Origin of the sequence: Sphingobacterium thalpophilum (assembly GCF_038396785.1) — a bacterium.
GTDB classification, from domain to species: Bacteria; Bacteroidota; Bacteroidia; order Sphingobacteriales; family Sphingobacteriaceae; genus Sphingobacterium; species Sphingobacterium thalpophilum_A.
This window is the reverse complement of sequence record NZ_CP151087.1, coordinates 957,913-979,602: the sequence shown is the minus strand read 5'-3', so window position 1 is coordinate 979,602 and position 21,690 is coordinate 957,913. Positions and strand designations below refer to the sequence as shown.

General features: G+C 40.1%; 19 protein-coding genes and 2 tRNA genes. 12 read left to right on the top strand and 9 right to left on the bottom strand.

What is annotated here, in order from left to right; genetic code table 11:
• Positions 1 to 15: 15 nt before the first annotated feature.
• Both AACH28_RS04545 and AACH28_RS04540 read left to right on the top strand, forming a co-directional pair.
• On the top strand, positions 16 to 3,471 hold the full coding sequence (locus AACH28_RS04545; protein WP_313236152.1) for a phage tail tape measure protein: 3,456 nt from the start codon (positions 16 to 18) through the stop codon (positions 3,469 to 3,471).
• A 2-nt stretch (positions 3,472 to 3,473) separates the two neighbouring features.
• Entirely contained in the window at positions 3,474 to 3,890 is a 417-nt protein-coding gene (locus tag AACH28_RS04540; protein ID WP_313236154.1) for a hypothetical protein, read from the top strand.
• 98 nt (positions 3,891 to 3,988) lie between these two features.
• Here the strand turns inward: AACH28_RS04540 and AACH28_RS04535 are convergent, their stop codons facing one another.
• Positions 3,989 to 5,188, bottom strand: coding sequence for a tyrosine-type recombinase/integrase (locus AACH28_RS04535; protein ID WP_313236157.1), 1,200 nt, complete (start codon positions 5,186 to 5,188; stop codon positions 3,989 to 3,991).
• Between the two features lie 144 nt (positions 5,189 to 5,332).
• A tRNA-Arg gene (locus AACH28_RS04530) sits at positions 5,333 to 5,409 on the bottom strand.
• A 185-nt stretch (positions 5,410 to 5,594) separates the two neighbouring features.
• Here AACH28_RS04530 and AACH28_RS04525 point away from each other — a divergent pair.
• The 6 genes from AACH28_RS04525 to AACH28_RS04500 all read left to right on the top strand — a co-directional run bounded on the left by AACH28_RS04525 (position 5,595) and on the right by AACH28_RS04500 (position 9,056).
• Positions 5,595 to 6,113 (top strand): YceI family protein, encoded by a 519-nt coding sequence (locus AACH28_RS04525; RefSeq protein ID WP_341832348.1) that lies wholly within the window; start codon positions 5,595 to 5,597, stop codon positions 6,111 to 6,113.
• Positions 6,114 to 6,168: 55 nt separating this feature from the next.
• Positions 6,169 to 6,256: transfer RNA gene (locus AACH28_RS04520), tRNA-Ser, on the top strand.
• A 267-nt stretch (positions 6,257 to 6,523) separates the two neighbouring features.
• Entirely contained in the window at positions 6,524 to 6,775 is a 252-nt protein-coding gene (locus tag AACH28_RS04515) for an Arm DNA-binding domain-containing protein (protein ID WP_341832347.1), read from the top strand.
• Between the two features lie 761 nt (positions 6,776 to 7,536).
• Positions 7,537 to 8,082, top strand: coding sequence for a hypothetical protein (locus tag AACH28_RS04510; RefSeq protein ID WP_341832346.1), 546 nt, complete (start codon positions 7,537 to 7,539; stop codon positions 8,080 to 8,082).
• Between the two features lie 134 nt (positions 8,083 to 8,216).
• Complete coding sequence (locus AACH28_RS04505) at positions 8,217 to 8,519, top strand: MGMT family protein (protein ID WP_088161428.1); 303 nt, start codon at positions 8,217 to 8,219, stop codon at positions 8,517 to 8,519.
• A 9-nt stretch (positions 8,520 to 8,528) separates the two neighbouring features.
• Entirely contained in the window at positions 8,529 to 9,056 is a 528-nt protein-coding gene (locus AACH28_RS04500; RefSeq protein WP_286851394.1) for a DUF1697 domain-containing protein, read from the top strand.
• A 101-nt stretch (positions 9,057 to 9,157) separates the two neighbouring features.
• On the opposite strand, the gene mgrA is transcribed toward AACH28_RS04500, so the two are convergent.
• On the bottom strand, positions 9,158 to 10,189 hold the full coding sequence (mgrA, locus tag AACH28_RS04495) for an L-glyceraldehyde 3-phosphate reductase (RefSeq protein ID WP_341832345.1): 1,032 nt from the start codon (positions 10,187 to 10,189) through the stop codon (positions 9,158 to 9,160).
• A gap of 219 nt (positions 10,190 to 10,408) precedes the next feature.
• On the opposite strand from mgrA, the gene AACH28_RS04490 reads away from it, so the two are divergent.
• Positions 10,409 to 11,050, top strand: a complete 642-nt coding sequence (locus AACH28_RS04490; RefSeq protein ID WP_341832344.1) for a peptidylprolyl isomerase — start codon at positions 10,409 to 10,411, stop codon at positions 11,048 to 11,050.
• A gap of 52 nt (positions 11,051 to 11,102) precedes the next feature.
• On the opposite strand, the gene AACH28_RS04485 is transcribed toward AACH28_RS04490, so the two are convergent.
• The 4 genes from AACH28_RS04485 to AACH28_RS04470 all read right to left on the bottom strand — a co-directional run bounded on the left by AACH28_RS04485 (position 11,103) and on the right by AACH28_RS04470 (position 15,143).
• Positions 11,103 to 11,738, bottom strand: coding sequence for an HdeD family acid-resistance protein (locus tag AACH28_RS04485; protein WP_075992464.1), 636 nt, complete (start codon positions 11,736 to 11,738; stop codon positions 11,103 to 11,105).
• A gap of 99 nt (positions 11,739 to 11,837) precedes the next feature.
• Positions 11,838 to 13,178 (bottom strand): TolC family protein, encoded by a 1,341-nt coding sequence (locus tag AACH28_RS04480; protein ID WP_088161432.1) that lies wholly within the window; start codon positions 13,176 to 13,178, stop codon positions 11,838 to 11,840.
• 84 nt (positions 13,179 to 13,262) lie between these two features.
• Positions 13,263 to 14,111: an AraC family transcriptional regulator gene (locus AACH28_RS04475; protein ID WP_312352702.1), complete on the bottom strand. Its 849-nt coding sequence runs from the start codon at positions 14,109 to 14,111 to the stop codon at positions 13,263 to 13,265.
• A 192-nt stretch (positions 14,112 to 14,303) separates the two neighbouring features.
• Complete coding sequence (locus tag AACH28_RS04470; protein WP_312352701.1) at positions 14,304 to 15,143, bottom strand: aldo/keto reductase; 840 nt, start codon at positions 15,141 to 15,143, stop codon at positions 14,304 to 14,306.
• A gap of 273 nt (positions 15,144 to 15,416) precedes the next feature.
• Here AACH28_RS04470 and AACH28_RS04465 point away from each other — a divergent pair, with 273 nt between their 5' ends.
• The gene (locus AACH28_RS04465; protein WP_341832343.1) at positions 15,417 to 17,636 is read left to right on the top strand and encodes an NADP-dependent isocitrate dehydrogenase; all 2,220 of its coding nucleotides are present in this window, start codon (positions 15,417 to 15,419) and stop codon (positions 17,634 to 17,636) included.
• Between the two features lie 80 nt (positions 17,637 to 17,716).
• Here the strand turns inward: AACH28_RS04465 and AACH28_RS04460 are convergent, their stop codons facing one another.
• The gene (locus AACH28_RS04460; protein ID WP_341832342.1) at positions 17,717 to 18,670 is read right to left on the bottom strand and encodes a glycoside hydrolase family 43 protein; all 954 of its coding nucleotides are present in this window, start codon (positions 18,668 to 18,670) and stop codon (positions 17,717 to 17,719) included.
• A gap of 253 nt (positions 18,671 to 18,923) precedes the next feature.
• Positions 18,924 to 19,760 carry a DUF4377 domain-containing protein gene (locus AACH28_RS04455; RefSeq protein ID WP_341832341.1) on the bottom strand — a complete coding sequence of 279 codons (837 nt, stop codon included), beginning with the start codon at positions 19,758 to 19,760 and terminating at the stop codon, positions 18,924 to 18,926.
• A gap of 95 nt (positions 19,761 to 19,855) precedes the next feature.
• Here AACH28_RS04455 and AACH28_RS04450 point away from each other — a divergent pair, with 95 nt between their 5' ends.
• Together AACH28_RS04450 and AACH28_RS04445 are read left to right on the top strand one after the other, a co-directional pair.
• Positions 19,856 to 20,755: a hypothetical protein gene (locus tag AACH28_RS04450; protein ID WP_341832340.1), complete on the top strand. Its 900-nt coding sequence runs from the start codon at positions 19,856 to 19,858 to the stop codon at positions 20,753 to 20,755.
• On the top strand, positions 20,742 to 21,668 hold the full coding sequence (locus tag AACH28_RS04445) for an alpha/beta hydrolase family protein (protein WP_312194605.1): 927 nt from the start codon (positions 20,742 to 20,744) through the stop codon (positions 21,666 to 21,668). Before AACH28_RS04450 ends, AACH28_RS04445 begins: the two co-directional genes overlap by 14 nt.
• Positions 21,669 to 21,690: the final 22 nt, after the last annotated feature.

Below are 21,690 nucleotides of genomic sequence, written 5' to 3'. Positions count from 1 at the left end.
AAGGAATTTCGTTGCATGGCTTCGAATAATGAAAATAGAGGGGTAAATATTTACCTAAATGCAAATGCAGCTGATGACACGTTAAAGCAGCTCAAAGCCTCGGCCACGAGGTTGCGGAATGAATTGGCATTGCTTCCAAGGGGATCAGAGGAATTTGCTGAAAAGAGTAAGATCCTTGATCAGGTCAAGGAACGCCTGAAGAGCCTGCGTGATGAGGCCGAGGGTACACGTGAAAGTTTTTTCAATCTCAAAGAAGAAATTAAGGATTTAGCGAAGCTAGCTATCGGTGCAACTATCGGAGGTTCTCTTCTTGATGTTGCAAAAAATATTATTTCTCAAAATAAAGAACTCAGTGATAGCTACGCTGGAGTAATGAAAACTACCGGCCTAACAGAAGTACAGGTTGAAGCAGTCAACAAATCTCTCCAAAAAATTGACACCAGAACGGCCAAAAGCGAATTGTTAGGATTAGCTCAAGTCGCCGGAAAACTGGGATTGTCATCAGTTGAAGATGTAGAGGGCTTTGTCCGATCTGCAGATAAAATTGGTGTGGCTCTCGGCGAAGATTTGGGCGGAACGGAACAAGCCGTAAATGAACTGGGTAAACTTCTTGACATTTTTAAAGTAAAACAACAGTTTGGAATTGAGGATGCGCTCTTGAAAGTTGGATCAGCCATTAATGATTTAGGAGCAAGCGGTACCGCCAATGAAAAAAATCTAATTGATTTTTCTACACGATTAGCAGGAATCGCCCCGGCTGCAAAAATATCTCTTCCAAATGTGCTAGGCATGGCGGCAGTCATGGATGAGCTCGGTCAATCTATGCAAACTTCATCAACTGCTATCGGACAGTTTATAGTCGGTATGGGAAATGACGTGCCAAAGTATGCGAAAATCGCCGGAATGGAAGTTCAAGATTTTGCTAATCTTTTGCGGGATGATGCGAATAGCGCAATGAAACTGGTTTTAGACGCTTCCAAAAATACTGGAGGAGGTATCGCAGAGCTCGCAAAAAATATGAAAGAGCTCGATGTTACAGGCTCGGAGGGGCGTGCTGCTATCGGGGCATTGGCCAACAATATCGATATGCTTAGAAAGAAGCAAGAAGAGGTTGCGCAAAGTTTCAAAGATGGAACATCGATCACCAATGAATTCAATACAGCAAATACCAACCTCGCTGCCAATATTGATAAATTGGCTAACAAGTTCGCCACAATGTGGGAGAACAGTGGGACACGGGCTGTACTAACAAGTATAACGGCTGCTTTAGTTGATAATCGATCAGAATCGCAAAAACTTAAAGATGAACTTGAACAGCTTGGTGCCAGGAATGAAAATCTCGATAAACAACTGCATCCTTTATTATCAACCTATGATCAACTTAAAAGTAAAGGTACGCTTAATAAAGATGAGCAAATAAAGCTTAAGGAAACTGTTCAGCAACTAGCCCTGGTTATTCCAGAAGCGGTAACGGAATGGGATAAATATGGTCAGGCACTTGATATAAATCGGGGAAAAATAAATTTATTCAATAAAGCACAAAAAGAGCTTTTTGAGGCGAAGAACAAAGATTATATAGATAAGCTAAAATCAGATATCGCAACCGGTTTAGATGTTGTTGATCGAAGTACAAAAGAAATCAATAATATTCAAAAACGGCAAACTGATAATATCGGAAAAAAGGGAGGATTTCTTTCTTGGTTTGGCTTGGACAAAAATTCCATATGGGAATACGATAAAAAATCTAAAGAAGAATTTGCGAAAAAATGGAAAGCTACTATCTACGATAACACGAAAATGCTGCAGAGCATGAAGATCGATGTTGATCAACGAGCTTTGGATTTAGTAAATGGTACAGATAACGCACTTTCTCCTGAAGCTTTGGCGGAATATCTTAAAGCAAAAAACACACCCGTATTGGATGTAAGTCTCCCGAAGAAAGATGATGCTATTATTAATGCGCCTGATCCAAAAAAAGAGAAGAAGTCTCAAGCGGAAAAAGACCGGGAAGCTGCGCAAAAGCTCTATGAAAAACTTGTAGACGAGGAAAAACTTTTTAATGCGCAACGCTACCAGGAGCAGCTTGCGGAAAATGACAAGGAAATTGCCCTTGAGGAAGCTAAATACGATAAGCTGATCGAAGCCTGGGAAGGTTTCCGGGACAAGAAAGGAGCGAGTGAACAGGAACGTTTGGAAGCCGAGGGCCGGGTTCTTTTCCTTCAGGCTGATAAAGAATCAGCAATTGCTCATTTACGGGAAAAACAAGAGAAGGAAATCTCTGAAGCAATCACCAAAATCCGCTCCGACATGGGGCAAAAGATGCTTACGGAGCTGGATCGGGAACAGATTCGGATCGATGAGCATTATAAGAAGTTGCTGAAAGATGCAGGTACCAATGAAGCCCAAAAAGCACAAATTCAGGAGGCCTGGGAAAGAGAACTTGCGCAGGCCAAAATTCGGGAGCGTGAACGGCTAGAGAAAGAGATCAAAGTCTTAGAAACAGGTACCACAGGATTTGTTGCAAATGAGCATGCGAGAAGGATTGCTGAAATCGAAGCTCAACATCAGCTCGAGATAGATAAGCTCCGAGAAAAGTATGGTGAACAATTAAAGGACACTGAGCTATTCAAGCAAGCTATGGATGCCATTGATGCCAAGTACCAGCAGAAAAAGGATGAGGAGAATGGTAAGGCCGATAAGGATCGTGCAAAGAAAATAAAGGACACTGCCATCCAAGCTGCAGAGGATCTATCAGGTGCTTTGTTTCAAATTGGGGCCAACAATCGGCAGGCTGAACTCGATGCAGCGCTTTCCAATATTGAAAAGCAACGAGAAAAGGAGCTTTCAAATAAGAATCTGTCTGAAGCTCAAAAAAAGGCTATCAATGATAAATATGATAAGCAGGCACGTGCTGAAAAGCTGAAAGCGTGGAAGGCTGATAAAAATGCGTCATTGCTTCAGGCTGGTATCAACACAGCTTTGGCGGTAACAAAGGCATTGCCAAATATATTTCTTGCGGCTGCAGCTGCTGCTGCCGGAGCTGCACAGATCGCGGTAATTGCAGCTACAAAACCACCACAATTTTTCCATGGTGGTTTTACTCCTGGAAAGAAAGCTCAGGGGAAAGTCAACGAGCCGACTTTGTTTACAAATTCGATGGGCAATCAATTTACTGCAGGTGAAAACCATATGCCGGAATATGTGGTTTCCTCAGAACAATTGCGTGATCCTCGAATTGCCAATTTCGTCGATATGATGGAGGCCGGGAGAATTAATCAAATTGGGAGTCTGACAGCTCAGTCACCAGTGATTGTTCAGAACAATTCTGATACTTCAGTCCTGGAGAGTAAGATGGATCTACTTTATCAGGCTATGATCGCCATGGGTGATAAAAAGGTCATCATGTTGTTTTCTGAATTTGAAAATGCCCAGGATACGAAAGTTAAAATTGAAAACACTGTAAATTCTTAAAAATGTGGAATAATCGAATAAAAGCCTGGGGAGGAGAAACTATCACCTCCATTAAAGGCAGCTATGCAGCTATGGTCACCAGTACTCAGCAAACAGGAGAGGGTGAGAACTCGATCAAAATTAGATATAAGCAGAATTATGGTCAGATTGAAACGATAACATTTAAATTTCATCGATACCTAGCTTTCCTGCACAAGGGGGCAGGAAAAGGTGTGGCCGGTTCAAAAGGTTCGACCTGGACAACAAAGTCCGGACAAAAGAAAAGTACCAATCCAAAATCATTAGGCAAGCTGGGGACTGGGAAACGAAAAGCCAAAGAGTGGTTAAATCCTCAACTGGATCGTGCGGTTCCCAAACTAGCCGATCAACTGCTCGAGGAGAAATGGGATGGGGCAATGAAAGCGCTGCAGCTTCAATAATCTATGACCGTTCCAAGTGTTCCAAAAAGGAAATTGCCATAAAAAAGCCCTTTTCGTTGGCGAAAAAGGCGATTGGAACAATTGGAACGTTTTTGCAGTTATTTTACGAGGTCGTCGAAGAACTGCATTGTTTTACTTTTTGAGTCGCTGGCCATCTTAACGTAAATCATGGTTGTTTTTAGATCGGAGTGTCCTAAAATTTCCATGAGATCGACAGGATTACCACCTAATAAGATGAACGTGGTCGCAAATGTATCCCTGCTGGAGTGAAATTTCATGTATTTGTCTATACCAGCTTTCGTCAGTGCTCTACGTAATGCTTTACCCAGCGAATAGGATTCAATCGTTGGAAATATAATTCCTCTCTTTTTGCCGATCAGCTCCACAGCAATTTTTGGGAGGGTGAATTCAATGACTTTACCATATTTCCGTGTTTTGAACATACTTAACCGAAGAATATTGTTGTTGCGGATATGGAGCCGTGGGTCTAGCTGCTCGATATCTGATTTTCTTAGTCCGGTAAAGCAGGCCACCAGATATCGACGCAATGCGGTATGCTCCAGTTCGGTCAGAAGTTCCGTGCCATCTTCGATATAGAAATTGTACAGTTTGTTGATTTCATCTTTTGTCAGAACTTCGCGGATTCCATCCTGATATTTTAAAGTCTTCAATTTATCTGCAGGACTTTCCGGGATGAGTCCTTTTGATACACCCATAGTCAGAAACTTCTTGATCACGCGCATATGGCCGGCTGTTGTATTGTGTGTAAAATTGTCCAGAAGCCAGCGCTGATGAATTCGGAGTTCGTGATCATCGATCGTATTAAATTTCCAGTAAGATCCGGTCTCTTTAAAGTATTTTTCTATCCGGGCGATCACAGTCACGTAATGTTTGTAGGTTCCGTGCTCGATCAAATGCTCGCGGAGCAATTGCCTGCCTTCGCCTTTTATAAATGCGACGATATCATCTTTTGATATTTTAAGCGATACCTCGCGCCTGATCAGCTCATGGGTAATGGCTCGATCAAGGGCATAATATCTAAAGACAAGTGCATCGACGCGTGATCGCTCATTTTGTATCCGGAAATTGTTTTGGGTGCAAAGGGTGTCATCATCAAATCCGTCACGTGGGAGGAGTACTCCATTGTCGAACTTGTCAACTGGCCATGAAATCTTGAGTGGGATCATATCGGCAACGCCGTCGATAGATACGTGTATGTGGACAGAACCTCTTGCAGGATTTTTTCCTTGTGTCCGCTGTCTTATTGAAACTTTTACTTTTTGGTTGGTGGTTCTCATGTTAAACGCGTTTTAAATTTGTTTTTGGGTGTGGCAGAAAATGCCTTTAAATCGTTAACACGGGCCCCGATCTGACTAGTTACAAAACTAGTAAAATGAAAAATCGGCCCTAATGGTATCATTAAGGCCGATTTTTAACACTTTTGGTACGCCAATCAGGATTCGAACCTGAGACCGTCGGTTTAGAAAACCGATGCTCTATCCAGCTGAGCTATTGGCGCGTCGCTTTCGGTAATGCAAAAGTAGACATTTGTGTTATATTTCCAAAATATCGCCAACTTTTTTTTGTGGTTTTTCAATAACTGATTGCTTTTCAACAAGATTATTTTATTGATCTAGGTCAAACAAAATGAATAAAACTGCTGTTACCTTTGTGTTATTAAACAAATAGAAAAAACATAAAATTATGGCACAAGGAAAATGGCAACTAGACGCTGCACATAGCGAGATAGAATTCAAAGTAAAACACATGATGATTACGAACGTTAAAGGAAACTTTGACGGTTTTAAAATAGATGTTGATGCCGAAGGCGAAGATTTTAAAAATGCCCTAGCGAAAGTTGTTATTGACACTGCGTCCATCAATACGCGTAATGAACAACGGGATGGACATCTAAAAAGTCCAGACTTTTTTGATGTGGAAAAATATCCCACCATTACTTTTGAGGCAACGAGTTTAGAAAATGAACAAATTAAGGGAAATCTGACTATTCGTGATGTCACTAGACCGGTCGTATTCGATTTGGAATTTGCAGGTATCCAAAAAGATCCTTGGGGAAATACCAAAGCTGGTTTTATTGTAGAGGGCAAAATCAAACGTTCAGAATTTGGCCTTAATTGGAATGCGGCATTGGAAACAGGAGGGGTAATGGTGAGCGACGATGTAAAATTTAGTGCTGATATTCAGTTTATAAAAGCTCAATAAGCACAATATATAAAATAAAATTTGGTAGGAGAGTGGAAATTCGTACTTTTGTCGCGGAGAGTTGGCAGAGTGGTCGAATGCGGCGGTCTTGAAAACCGTTAACTGTCACAGGTTCGGGGGTTCGAATCCCTCACTCTCCGCCAGGTGCAAATTTAAAGTTTTTAAAAAGCGCTAAAAAATAGATAAATCCTGCATAATCAATGATTTGCAGGATTTTTTTGTTTATGGCGATTCGCAAAATCTTCAAAAACACCCTAAAAGTCTGTGGCACATATGTAGCACTTTTTGCATTTTGAAAAAGGTGCCACAGAATGTAGTTTAAGTGATTGATTTTCAACTTTTAAAGTACTTTAACGTCTTGATTACTTTAAGTCTAGGTTCGACATTTATAACAATTAAAAAGTTTTATTATGTTAGAGCAAAGCTATGGACTTTCTTTCTTTTTAAAGAGCTCAAATGTGAAAGACAAATCAATCCGCTTTATTTATGTACGGATTACAGTTGATGGAGTTCCAAAAGAAACCTCCACCAAAAGAAAGTGGGATGTTAATAGATGGAACCAAAAGGAAGAAAAGGCTATTGGTACCAAAGAAGACGCCAAGGAACTAAATTTCTTTTTAGATTCTTTTAAGACAAAGATTAATAGCCATAGGACAGAATAATGGTTTTCCTTTCTTAATGCTGTAATGGGTAGGAAATGTTCTTTTTAATATACATAATTGTAAAATATGAAAAGCGGGCAGAGCTATAGCATGTTAGCTCCGCTCAAATTTTTTCTGAAAAATCAGAAAGAATAGCAAGCACCTTACTAGTTCTTTTTTTATTTAATCTATTCATGAAAAACAACCATTATAAACAAAATCGTGGACTCCTATTATTTATATTAACACCTATTTCTATTTTATTTTCAAGTGATTAAATGATAAAACAACGAGCATTTACGTATATTCATCGAATGAATTTAAATAGTTATTAATTAACTAAATCTAGCTCTACTTGCCCTCATTTTTGGTCGCTTTGTGAAGCCTTCACGCATGCTTGAAGTACTTTTAAAGCGCATTTTGCTTTATACATGAACAGTGCTTTATCTGTGCTTAGCATGTGCTTTATCCCTACTGGGGCTGTGAAGATTCCGTTTTTTTCCTTCGAAAAGGCACTAAAAGGAAAGTGAATATTAACCTATAGTTATAGAAAAACACTTGTTTTTTTGCCCTGTATCAATGTGTTTTGATAGGAAACGGAATGAACAACTTTTTGTTAGGGAATAAAATTTCCAGTCACGAGTGAGTATGGTACTACGAGGAACAGCTTTCGAGCTGATCCAAGGCAACTGATCGGTTTGATATGTAACGAATACAGAGATTGGGGTCACGAAATCTGAATAACTTTTGTAAATTAGGAAAGTAGTAAAAAGCGTTGTCTGTTGACAACAGACAACGCTTTTTTTTGTTTGATTATTTACCAGCTTCTAAAGGAACAAGATATGGGCGGAAAATTGATTATAAATCTCTCGCTTCTGGTTGCACAGACGCTTCTAGTACAGGGCTGTTTGTACAAATCACAGCAGACAACAACGGATAATACTAAAAATGAGATTACAGCAGTGTCATTTTCTACGGTTGGCGGATTTACAGCAACACCTTCAAAAGGTTATACGATTAAGATAACAAGAGATAGTGTTTATTGTCTGTTTTCTGCAATTGATACAGCCCAGAGTACCCTAAAATCATATGGCAATACGGAAGACAAATGGAACTTCCTATTGGATAAAATTGATTTGGAGAAATTTATTGCCGCTAAAGAGGAGGAGTCGCGTCAGCCATACGACGGAATAGATATAAAAATAAGCATTGCAACAAAAAAGGGGCAATATGTAAAAATGAATGCTTACGATAGCCCTAGCTGGAATCGTGTATATAGACAATTGGAGGAATCGTTTCCCCCAAAATCATATGGAAACGAAAATTAGACAAGTGAATCAATTAAAGACTGTATTGCTTACAAGAGCTTTTCGTAACTTAGGTTGCTCTTCATTTTTCGCCGCGGAAATAGGAAAGAAGATTTTTTGACATGCTAAACAGCGCAAATAAAATATAAATTAACATGGATGAGCAATTCAAACAACAAGTATATGAGGTTGCAAAGCTGATTCCCAAAGGTCGAGTAACGACTTATGGAGCCATAGCAAAAGCTTTAGGTTTTCCTAACCACTCAAGGCACGTAGGGAAAGCGATGGGAGGATGCCCGAAAGATGTTCCTGCTCATCGTGTTATATCAAGTAGCGGTACACTTGCGGTGCCTGGATTTCAAGAACGGCTTGAAGCTGAGGGGCTTGTTGTGAATAATTTACGGATCAAGGATTTTAGGAAGTTGTTTTGGAATCCGATGGACGAATTAATCGATTAATTTAATAACATGAAATACTGTGCTTTTCTACGCGGTGTCAATGTGAAGGGAACCAATATGAAGATGGTAGATGTCTGTCAAGTTTTTAAGGACGCCGGTGTAACTGACGTTACTTCGGTACTGGCTTCTGGAAATATTGTTTTTTCGTCGGACAAAGCGGCCGACCCGCTCAAGCGGCTATTGGAGGAGTCCATGTCGGCATATTTTTCTTATGAAGCTTTTTTATTCATCCGGTCGCAGGAAGAAGTGGAATTGATGCAGGCAAACATTCCGTTTGAAATGCATACGGACTTCCATGTATATGCTTTTGTAGGGGCAGAAGGTGTCGAAACAATACTGATGGATGAATTCAGTAATTCGACGCAGGTGCCAGGGGAGAAGGCTGAAATTGTCAATACGGTCTTTTATTGGCGTGTGCCCAAGGGAAATACTTTAGATTCCAGTTTTGGAAAGGTATTAGGAAAAAAGAATCTTAAAGATAAGATGACAAGCCGTAATATCAACACCTTTGAAAGGATATTGAAAAAAATGGGTTAATCAACGAAAAAAGCCCGGATACTGCCGGGCTCTTTTTTGTTTTATGGATTTCAACCGGGCGCGCAGTGGTTCCCCGTATGAAAACTTCTGTGGCATTGATCTTAATCGATTTCAGCCGATTTAGCCCAAATATTAATATGCCCATCTTTTGCATAAAGATCAATTTCGTGAATTTCTTCCGGACTAAACGACAGATTTTTCAGTGCGCCAACGCAATCAACAACCTGTTGTGGTCTTGAGGCACCAATGAGCGCCGATGTAACCTGCTTCTTACGTAATACCCAGGCAATCGCCATCTGTGCGAGCGACTGTCCTCTAAGCTGTGCAATTGCATGTAACGCCTGGATGTTCTTTTGATTTTCTTCGTTCAGAAATTTCGTCTGAAGTGATTTGGATTGCGAAGCACGACTATTCTCCGGGATATGCTGTAAATATTTATCGGTGAGCATGCCCTGTGCCAGGGGAGAGAACACGATAGAGCCAATGCCTATCTCATCCAAGGTGTCAAGCAAGCCATCGGTTTCTATCCATCTGTTTAACATGGAATAGCTGGGCTGGTGAATAATAAAAGGTGTACCCAATGATTTCAGGATCGCATAGGCCTCTTTTGTGCGTTGCGAGTTATAGGATGAAATACCGACATAAAGTGCTTTTCCGCTGCGGACTAGCTGATCCAGCGCCAACATGGTTTCCTCCAAGGGGGTATTGGGGTCGAAGCGGTGTGAATAGAAAATATCGACGTAATCGATACCCAGGCGCTTGAGTGATTGCTCGCAGCTTGATATCAGATATTTACGGCTTCCCCATTCTCCATAAGGCCCATTCCACATGTGATATCCTGCTTTCGATGAAATAATCATTTCATCGCGTAAACCGTAAAATTGTTCTTTTAATATTTGTCCGAAGGCCTTTTCGGCGCTCCCAGCAGGAGGGCCGTAATTGTTTGCGAGGTCAAAATGGGTAATTCCCAAGTCAAACGCGGTTGTGCAAATATCAACTTTGGTTTGATGGGGCGTGTCGTCACCGAAATTATGCCACATTCCCAATGAGATGGCAGGCAATAGAAGACCGGATTGACCACAACGATTATAGATCATATCTTGATATCGGTCTGGATTTGCTGTATACTGCATAGTCTTGAATAGTTTTAATCCAAACTAAGATAAATTTATGCTTATTTGCAAGTTTTAACTAGACACTTTATATGTAATCTTTTACTGCAGGGCAACTTTCGAAAGGATCTTATGCAGTTGTCCTTCAAGCGCATTTGGAAAACTGCAGGGTACTGTCTTTTATAAATCGAAATTTAATGTATTTTTATATGAAATCTAAGAAACTGATTAATTCGTACTATGAGGAAAATTCTGACCATCCTATGCTTTGTTTTTATTGTATTGGGGAATTGTTATGCACAATCAAAACATTTGCTTTTCAAGACTGATTTTGGCGATTTTAAAGTTGTACTTTATGACTATACGCCCAATCATCGCGATTTGATGTTGCGATCTATTCGGGATACTGTCTATCAGGGTGCATTGTTTAATCGCATTATTGAAAATTTTGTCGTGCAGGGTGGAGAGCATGATATTGATATTGAAAAACGTGAGGCGGCAGATCCCCATCATAAAAAGCCACGATTGGCAGCAGAGTTCGATGACCGGGCTTTTCATAAAATGGGTGCTCTGGGCGCAGGACGGGACGGAAATCCCGCGAAAGCATCTTTCTTGAATCAGATCTATTTCGTGGTTGGAAAGAAAATCACGGCAGCTGAACTTGATAGTCTGGAATTAAAGAAAGGCATAAAATATACTGCAGCACAACGTAAGGAGTACTTAGCTCGCGGAGGACAGCCAAGACTCGATCACGATTTTACCGTTTTTGGTGAAATTTATGAAGGCTTTGATGTGATCATGAAAATAAGTCGTGTAAAAACGGATAAACAAGATTATCCACTTCATAAAGTGCCTTTTAAGATTGTTGAAATAAATAAATAACCTTGACCACCAAATTAATATTGATAAAAAAAAGGGCTTAATTGCCCTTTTTCTATTTACGATGTTGATCAAATTCTTCTTTAAGCTTCTGATAACGCTCTTTCCACTCGTCTGGTAGCTTTTTCGGGATATCTTTGAGACTTTTCAGCTGAAATGCAAATACACAGGCTGCGAAACCAACCGTACTAATAGCCATTCCTGTCCAGATCACCAGTGAGAAACCTGCAAATAGTGGATTCCAAAGCAAGATAAAGCTGAAAATAATGCCTAAAATGGCGAATAACAAATTCCATCCCCAAGATTTACTACCGTAATTTTTGAGATCAAAAGAAAAGGACAGCAGTTGGAAGGATTTAAAAAGTGCATAAAAACCTACGATAAATGCCAAGGTGCTCGCTGATAACAGCGGATTGGCAATCAGCAATATGCCGAATAGGGTATAGAGGATGCCCCCGGTGAGGTACCAGCCCCAACCATCCACTTCATCTTTATTCTGCACGGCAAAAATGATTTCCAAAATACCGGAAATAATAAATGACCATGAAAATAGAATTGCTAATGTGAGAAATGCAGCAACAGGTGTGGAAATGGTATAGAAACCCAAAAGAATTAATAGAATACCGATAATCAATGGGATATACCAGTGCTTGATGGATGTCCGGATCGTTTTAAAAAATGAATTTGCCATAATAATGAGTTAAAATATTGCAGATAAAAAAGCCCCATTAATTTCTTAACGAGGCCTTACATATATAAAACTGATTAAATTAGGCAAAAGGAAAATGTACTAGATCTTTCCAGTCTCTTTTAAAAGTTTGTAATATGCATACACGATATTGATTTCAGCATTTGTGTATTTCAATTCCGCTTCAAGTTTTGAGTTTGATGCATCCATGATATCGACGATCAACGCCAATTGGTTCAAATACTTTTTCTCAATAATACGATAGTTCTCATCTGCAAGCGCTTTATTGTACTCCAAAGTCTTGCGTTGTGAGTAGGCCTCATTGTATTTAATGTATGCAGTATTAACAGCTACGCTGGTTTTTTGTTTCAGGGCGCTTGCGTATTTCTCGTTTTTTTCAATTTGTAGATCATTTAGCTTAAGCTTTTTTCCAGTGGTGTAGACTGATGAAATCGTATAGCTTAACGAGATACCCGTATTCCAGGTATTCATGTATTTGTCGATCACCGGCATCACATTGGTGATAGGTTTCACAAGACTGTTTCCCGCGAATACGCTAAGGGCAGGGGATCGTTCTGATTTTGTAATCGCCTTTTCTGTCTGTAGAAGCTCGGTCTCTTTGGCCGCAAGTTGAAGGCCCGGGCTGGACACATAAGCATCTTGTTTCAAGCTCGCGAGGTCTGCCAGCTGAAACCTGCTATCTAATAGTTTATCATCCGGCTCAATTACTGTGCCCTCCTGTAGTCCTAAAGCGACGATAAGCTCGTCATTCAGGATTTTCCGATTGTTTTGAATGACCTCTTTCGCTAGTTCCAATTCAGATATTTGCAATTGGTTTCGGATGACATCATTTTTGGTGATCATGCCCTGTTTATATAATTTTTCCGTCAGGTCTAGCCTTTTGTGGGCAAGCTCAATATTTTGATTATAGACAGCTTCTTGATTTTTCAGTTTGAATAGATCAAGGTAATAGCCTAAAACCAAAATTTTAATGTTCTGTTCTTCATTCTTATGATCTAATTCAGCCAGCTCCTCACCCAAGGTAGAGGCTTTGATGCTATTTTTTACCACACCTCCTTTCCAGATAAGTTCTTTCGCCTCCAAAGCATAATTATTGCCGAAATGGGGTAGAGGTACCTTTTCCGACCCCGAGAGGTCTTTGTCGATCAACTCAGCATTGCCGAGGTAAAAGGCAGATGCCGAAGCGCTGATTTCGGGAAGCCTTCTTAATTTTGCAACTTCAGTTTTTTGTTGGGCGATACTAACAGCTGATGCCGAAACGATAAGATTTGGGTGGTTATGGATAGCAAGTTCGAACAGTTTTTCAATTGTTATTTTCCGGCTGTTTATGCTGTCTTGACCGTATGTTTGATTGCAAAAGAATGTAAAGAAGCATAACGTCAAGTAAAAACCTATTTTTCGGGCTCTTGACTTCGTATTCATGGTATTTAACTTTGTTTATATATGTGATACAAAGTTACGATGCCTTGGGGGGACAAGAAATGTTTGATACCTGCTTTATGATGTTCAATTGGTAACAAGATTGGCTTGCTGTTCACGAAATAGCTTGGGTGTTATGCCGACATGTTTTTTGAAAAACTTGCTAAAAGCATATTGATCTGAAAAATTAAATTCTTGTGAGATCTGATTGATTGTTTTGGTAGAAATGGTGAGCTGCGCTCTAGCTTCTGTGACTAGCCAGTTGCTAATAATTTCAGAGGGCGATTCTTTTGTAATCTCCTTGACGCTGATCGACAGGTACTTGATGGAAATATTGAGGCGGTCGGCGTAGAATGCTAGATCGCGCTGTTCTTTGTAGTGATCGGCTATAAGCTGTAAAAAATGCACGGTAATTTCTTCCTTTCTTTTGTTGTGTGTCTTTCCGGAGCTTTCGCCGGCAGTATAGATCACATCGGCCAAAAGGTAAATAATCGCCATAAAAATATTGATATTGGCTTTTTGGAGAAAATCCTTCTTCGGATCGATCGGTTTTTTACGGTTGTTATGTAAAGTGCATAACAATGTCCAGATCGCTTCAAAATCGTTGGCGGCAGGAGTAAAGGGTGTTGAGCGATTGGCATTGATTAACCGATACGCATCGTATCGACTGATCGACAATCGTATTCGGTTGGAAAAATTCCGGTCATAATGGAGTATTTTAAAAACAGCATCGTTACTAATTGCTGTAAAGCTGTAGTACTTATTGTATCCGATAAAGAGGATATTGCCAGCTTGAAGATCGGTGGCGGTACCATTGCTATTGACCTGAATAGAGCCTCTATACAGCAGGATACAAGTCGTCCATAAGAGGTGATAGTAGTAGTCTTCTCCCTGCGCAGGAAGTTCCGATTGATCTATAAGTTCTATTTCATTCATCTTTTCAATAAAAAAGTTAGGAATAGCGTAGGCAACTTTACCGCTATAATAGCAAAAAATTGTTATATACTGTTTAAGAAAAAGGGACAATCAGTTTCTTTTGCGCTGGAAGCGCTGCAATATAGAATTTGCTGCAATATAGAATTTATGGAGCAGCCTTAGAGCGACTCCATAAATTTTGTATTACCGCTCTTAAAAAGCGACTTTTTTAGGGTCCGATCCGGAAAACCCCATTTCAGGTAAATCGAGGATAGTTTTGATATCGCTTGCTGTCAGCTCAAAATCGTCGATAGCTAAATTTCGTTTTATATTATCGGGATTGGTTGATTTTGGCAGCGGCAAGATGCCCTGAGATAAGGCAAATTTGATACAGATTTGTCCAACACTTGTATTCTTTTCCTCAGCCAGTGCAACGAGTGTTTCATCCTTTAATATTCTGCCCGAACCCAGGGGTGACCAAGCCTGAACAAGGATGTCATTGGATTGGGAGAGCGCCACGGTATCTTTCTGAAGATAACCCGGATGAAATTCAATTTGGTTCACGGCAGGTACGATTGTCGCTGACTCCAATAATTTGGCGAGGTAGTCTTTTGGGAAATTACTCACACCGATCGCTTTTATTTTTCCCTGTTGATACAGATGCTCAAAAGCTCGCCAGGTGTCCGCATTGATGTCTGCCCAGTTTGCAAATTGTGTTTCATTGGCTGGCCAGTGAATCAGGTAAAGATCGAGATAGTCCAATTGTAGATCGCTGAGTGATTTTTCAAATGCAGCAATTGTCTTATCGTATCCACGTTCGGTATTCCAGAGTTTTGTTGTAATAAACAGTGAATTACGATCTATACCACTGTCTTTTATAGCCTTTCCAACACTCTTTTCGTTTCCATATATAGCTGCAGTGTCAATATGTGTGTATCCAGCGGCAAGAGCTTCTTTAACTGCCTGATAAGCTTCTTCTCCCTCGGGAATTTGCCAAGTTCCAAATCCAATTGCCGGAATTTCAACTCCATTGTTCAATTTGAATGTTTTCATTGTCAGTTGCGTTTTTTAATTTGAGCTAAAATAGGATTTCGCCTGTAGTATCCGGTCACTGAAATGTCAAGAGGGATACTTTTGGGCGGAGCTGAAGCGACTTATTCTGTATTGCCAAAATATATTTATTTTCACAATTTTATTGTCAAAAGGGGTGCAATTCCTCGTTAATTATGGCATTAATTCTTATCTTTAAGCGAATTTTTGAGAAATTCAGATTTTTCAATGATTTCACATAGCATTAAAAATTAAACATATTTCTAATAGATTACTATGTCAAACAAATCAAAAATTGTTTGGACAAAAACAGATGAAGCTCCTTTATTAGCGACTTATTCGTTTTTGCCTATCGTTCAAGCGATTACAGCTACAGCTGGTATCGATGTTGAATTGAGAGATATCTCTTTAGCAGGCCGTATTCTTGCTAGCTTTCCAGAATTTTTAAAAGAAGATCAAAAAATTGCTGATGCATTGGCTGAGTTGGGACAGTTGGCGACAACTCCTGAAGCAAACATCATTAAATTACCGAATATCTCCGCGTCAATTCCGCAGTTAAAAGGTGCTATCGCTGAATTACAGCAAGCAGGATACGCTGTTCCGAACTATCCTGATGAAGCGACCACAGATGAAGAAAAATCAGCCAAAGCTAAGTATGCAAAGGTATTGGGTTCTGCTGTAAATCCTGTATTGCGTGAAGGAAACTCAGATCGCCGTGCACCTAAAGCGGTTAAGAATTATGCAAAAGCAAATCCACATAAAATGGGTGCTTGGGCGAAAGATTCCAAAACAAAGGTGTCATCCATGACTTCAGGTGATTTCTACGGTTCAGAACAGTCGGTAACCGTTGAAAATGAAGGCCAATTCAAAATTGAGTTTGTTGATGAGCAAGGTGCAGTGACAGAATTAAAAGGACTTTCTGCATTGAAAGCGGGTGAAGTTATTGATTCTTCAACGTTGAGCTTAACTGCATTGAAAGCTTTTGTAGCTGATGCTATCGCTGAAGCGAAAGCCGCAGGAGTATTGTTGTCTGCACATTTAAAGGCAACAATGATGAAAGTTTCTGATCCGATTATATTTGGTGCTGTTGTTGAAACTTATTTTGCAGATGTTTTTGCGCAATATGGCGATTTGTTCAAAGAGTTGGGTATCAATAAAAATAACGGTTTAGGCGAGGTTTATGCTAAAATCGCAGGTCATGCAAAAGAGGCTGAAGTGAAAGCTGCTATCGACGCTGCTATCGCAAATGGTCCTGCTTTAGCGATGGTAAATTCGGATAAAGGTATTACAAATTTCCACGTACCTTCTGATGTAATTATTGACGCTTCTATGCCAGCAATGATCCGTATCGGTGGTAAGATGTGGAATAAAGACGGTCAAGAAGAAGATACGATTGCTATGGTTCCTGATCGTTGTTATGCTGGTGTTTACGAAGCGACAATTGAAGACTGTAAGGAGCATGGTGCTTTAGATCCAAAAACAATGGGTTCTGTGCCAAACGTAGGTTTGATGGCGCAAAAAGCTGAGGAATACGGATCCCATGATAAAACTTTTCAAGCTGCAGGAAACGGAGTTATTCGTGTGGTTGATGCGGAAGGAAATGTTTTCATGGAGCAAAAAGTAGAGACAGGAGATATCTTCCGTATGTGTCAAACGAAAGATGCTCCGATTCAAGACTGGGTGAAATTGGCTGTAAATCGTGCCCGTCTATCTGAGACACCAGCTGTATTCTGGTTGGATGAAAACCGCGCACATGATAGAGAAATCATCAAAAAAGTAGAAAAATACTTGCCAAACTTTGATACAACTGGTCTGGATATTCGTATTTTATCTCCGATTGATGCGACGAAATTCTCTTTGGAACGTATTCGTAAAGGCGAAGATACTATTTCCGTGACTGGTAACGTATTACGTGATTATTTGACGGATTTATTCCCGATCTTAGAAGTGGGTACATCAGCTAAGATGTTGTCGATCGTTCCATTGATGAATGGTGGTGGTTTATTTGAAACAGGTGCTGGTGGTTCGGCTCCGAAACACGTAGAACAATTCCTTCAAGAAGGTTACTTGCGTTGGGATTCATTAGGTGAATTCTTGGCACTTGGTGCTTCTTTGGAACACTTGTCTCAAACACAAAATAATCCAAAAGCGCTGGTATTGGCGGAGACATTGGATGAAGCAACGGAGAAATTCTTGGCTAATGACAAATCTCCGGCACGTAGAGTTGGTCAGATCGATAACCGTGGGTCGCATTTCTACTTGACATTATACTGGGCTCAGGCTTTGGCAGCGCAAACAAAAGATGCTGAATTAGCTGAGAAATTTGCGACCGTTGCAAATGTGTTAACAGAAAATGAAGCGAAAATCAATGCAGAATTGATCGCGGCTCAGGGCCATGCACAAAACATCGGTGGTTATTATTTCCCGAATGATGAATTGGCAGCTAAGGCAATGCGCCCATCTGAAACATTGAATAATGCAATTTCCAGCATTTAAGCGGTAATTGCTTTCATAACAAAGAAGCCCAGTTCGATTGATCTGGGCTTCTTTGTTGTTTGCAAAAAGAAGTAATTCTGCTATTTTAATGGATGTTTGACACCTGTAAAGGTCATCTTAACAGGTATGATATGTCCATTTTTGTCAAATTTCATTTCTTCGATGCAGGTTACCCGCTCATTGGCTCCATCTTTGCCAAGCGGTCTACGGTGATAGACAATAAAATATTTGTCCTCGTTGGGTACCTTGATGACTGAATGATGTCCGGCGCCAACAGCGACTTCAGGATCCCGTTCCAATATTGTCCCGATGCGCTCAAAAGGGCCAAAGGGCGAGTCGGCGATGGCATAAGCGACTTTGTAGTCGGGGCCTGTCCAGCCACCTTCCGACCACATGAAATAATATTTTCCATCTTTTATAAACATAAATGGTCCTTCGACGTAATCCTTGGGGGTGATTTCCTTGTAAAAGGTACCATCATCAAAAGGGAGCAAGCCTGTGAAATCTGGTTTGAGTTTGACCATATTGCAGTGCTTCCAACCACCGTAATACATGTAGAAAGTGTCGTCTTTATCTTTGAAAACAAACTGATCTATCGGCTGAGCGCCATTGATAATATCGTTGATTAAGGGTTTGCCCAATAGGTCAGTATAAGGGCCTTCTGGCTTGTCAGCGACAGCGACCCCAATGCCTCCGATCTCTCCCTGATGCACATCATTGGCTCCGAAAAACAGATAATATTTGCCCTTATTTTCCAATACTGCAGGTGCCCACATCGCTTTTTTCGCCCATTTAACGTTGCTGTTCTCCAAGATACGGCTATGTTTTGTCCAGGTGGCCAAATCGGAAGATGAAAACGCGTCAAAGAATATCTGCTCTTCATAAGGCGCCGAATATGTTGGGAATATCCAATATTTATTGCCATAGATAATGCCTTCAGGATCAGCGTAGTTTCCCGTGATAACAGGATTCTTCTGGGCAAAAAGTGTCGCGGTTAAAAGTAAAGTTGTTGATGTTAAAAATGTTTTAATCATTATGTCGGTTTAAACTTGTAAGGTACGGGATAGATTTGATTTGGATATGACTAAATGAATCATTTATATGACCATTTGTCTCATTGTTTTTTGAAATGTTAAAATTTTGTTAAAATCTTATTATGCTTTCGATTGTTTCCGATTTATTTCACATATTTGTTTATGTCATTTCCAAATGGCATAAATACTTTTCATAAAATAGGTTAATAATATGGCTAAGATACCCAAAGTCTCCCAGACTTTGGGTGTTTTTTTATTCTCGCTGCAACCCAAAAATCATTACTAGTTTTCTGTCGTTGTATAAATTTAAGGTTTGTTCGGCTATGTCAAATTGAATTTGTTTTTGTTCAAAAATTTGGAAAAAGTCATTTTCGATATTTTGGCCATTGCAGGCACGCATGGTGCTTGCTAGGTGTATAAAGCTGATTTTGTCCCTTTTAATAGTGAAATTTCCCCAAAAATTGTTGCATCCCGTTGTTCCGGTAATCGTGCCATTTCGGGCATCGAACCCGATGCTTGCTTTGCTGTCGGTGACATCCTTTCCATTTAACTGAAGTAAATTCCATTTAAAACGAGCCAGAAATGCGGCCACACTGGGCAGTTCATTTGTACGTTCTTTTGAGACAACTTCAATTAAGCTGTATCTGATGGTGTCTGTATCTTTTTGTTTCGTTTGTTTTACCCGAATGCGGTAACGGTAGCCCTCTTGGTAATCGAAACCTTGAATGGTTGCAGCGAGGTATTCCCATTTATTTTTTTTATCAGATTTTATCTGCAGACACTTCAATTTACCAAGGTTCTGAGCATTTACGTAGTTTTCTCCAACTTCCCATGTGTCCACAGCCGTTTCTTCCGATAATGATTTTGTGATCGTTTTGGCTAAGCTGTATGTTGGACGTGAACCGTTTTGACGTTTGAGGATCTTGATGTCATATTCAAATTTGGGATCATAATCAAATTGGCGTATCTCGGTATTGAATTTCTCCCAATCTTTACTGTTGTAGTACTTGACAAGATAGGGGGGGTGTGTCGAAGACCTGATTTTACTTTTACACGAAATGAAGAATTCTGCGCGAGTAGGCTGTGACAAGGAAATAAGAGTGTTAAAAGAAGGAGTAATGAACTGTATGTGGAAAGCTTCTTCATAATTGGAATGTAAATATCAATAAAAACGTATCTTTAAACATGAATATTGCACGATTGAATCTGTGCCTGCTGTTTACATTTTCGCTGTTAAGTTTGCAGGTGTACAGCCAAAATAGGAAGGATTATTTTAAAACGCAAATTGCTCTTGGGGAACTGACTGATCCACAATTGAAGGAAGTGTCGGGTATTACACCGGCATATCGGGAGGGTAATTTTTGGGTACACAATGATAGTGGTGACGGTGCAACTATTTATTTAATTGATCGTCAGGCCAAACTACTGAAAAAATTTTCACTTGAAGGAGTCTCTGTCGTCGACTGTGAGGATATCGATCGGATGAAAATTGGAGATACCTATTTTCTCGTCCTCGCGGACATCGGAAACAACGCCGGGAAAAGAACCTGGACATGCCTGTATGTATTTCCTGAGCCTCAGGCCGATGATCCTGGGCTTATTCCGAAGAAGTCCATTCGGGCTATCTTTCTTAAATTTCCCGGCCAGCGACGGTTAGATGCCGAATCGATTATGATTGATCCAATTGACAACATGTTGTATGTTATATCTAAACGTGAATTTCGATCGACTGTTTATAGCGCCGAAGTATTTACAAATGTTAAACAGCAATATTTTACCTTAAATAGGATAGCAGAGCTGCCATTTACTTTTGCTACGGCTTCTGCTATAGATCAGACAGGTACACAACTGCTTGTAAAGAATATTACCCATATTTTCTATTGGCAGAGAAACCGAAGTGAATCCTGGAAGCAGGTATTGCAACGAAAGCCAGCTATTCTGCCTTATCAGGTAGAGCCGCAGGGGGAAGCAATAGCTTTCGATAGCAATGGAACTGGATTTTATACAATTAGCGAGCGTCCATTTGGTTTAAAATCCTATCTTTATTTCTTTGAAAGAAATCAATACATTTATGATAAACACTAGACCTATTTTCAGTTATTCGATGCATAATTTTCATCAAACCGATCCTATCAAAAGCGGCCTATTTTGTCTGGCCGGTATTAGACAGCTGTTAATTGCATTCACTTTATTTTTATGCACACTCACGAACTCCTATGCTGCCAAAGTTGATACCCTGTCCATTCAGAGCCCGTCTATGGGTAAAGCAATTAAGACAGTTGTAATTCTTCCGCAAAATTACTCGAGCAAAATCAATTATCCCGTCCTTTACCTATTGCATGGTTATTCCGGTAATTATAGCAATTGGGTTAAAAATTCAAGTGTAAGCGCATTGGCAGATCAGTATGGTTATATGGTGGTTTGTCCCGATGGCGGTTTTGGAAGCTGGTATTGGGACATCGCTAACGATAAAAACTACCAATATGAAACCTTTGTGTCCAAAGAGCTGATCGATTATGTAGATCAGCATTATTCAACGATCAAAGATCGGAGCGGAAGGGCTATTACGGGTTTAAGTATGGGCGGGCATGGCGCGCTCTCGCTGGCCATAAAACATCAGGATAGTTATGGCGCTGCAGGAAGTACGGCCGGTGGGGTAGATTTTAGACCTTTCCCCCTAAATTGGGAAATTAAAGATCGCATAGGGAATTATGCTGATGTATCGCAAGAATGGGATAATCGTGTTGTTATGAATATGGTTCCCAAATTAATCAATAATAAACTTCGCTTAATCATCGATTGCGGTAAGGAAGATTTTTTCTACACGGTGAATGTTGCGCTGCATGATAAATTGATGTACCATAATATAAATCATACCTTTGTTACAAGTGAAGGTGGACACAATTGGGAGTACTGGTCTCGGTCAATTGTTTATCAAATGGCTTTTTTTAAGGGATATTTTGATCAAGCGAAGAAAAGTGAAAAGAAAAATGGATAAATATTTGGCATAAATGAATAAA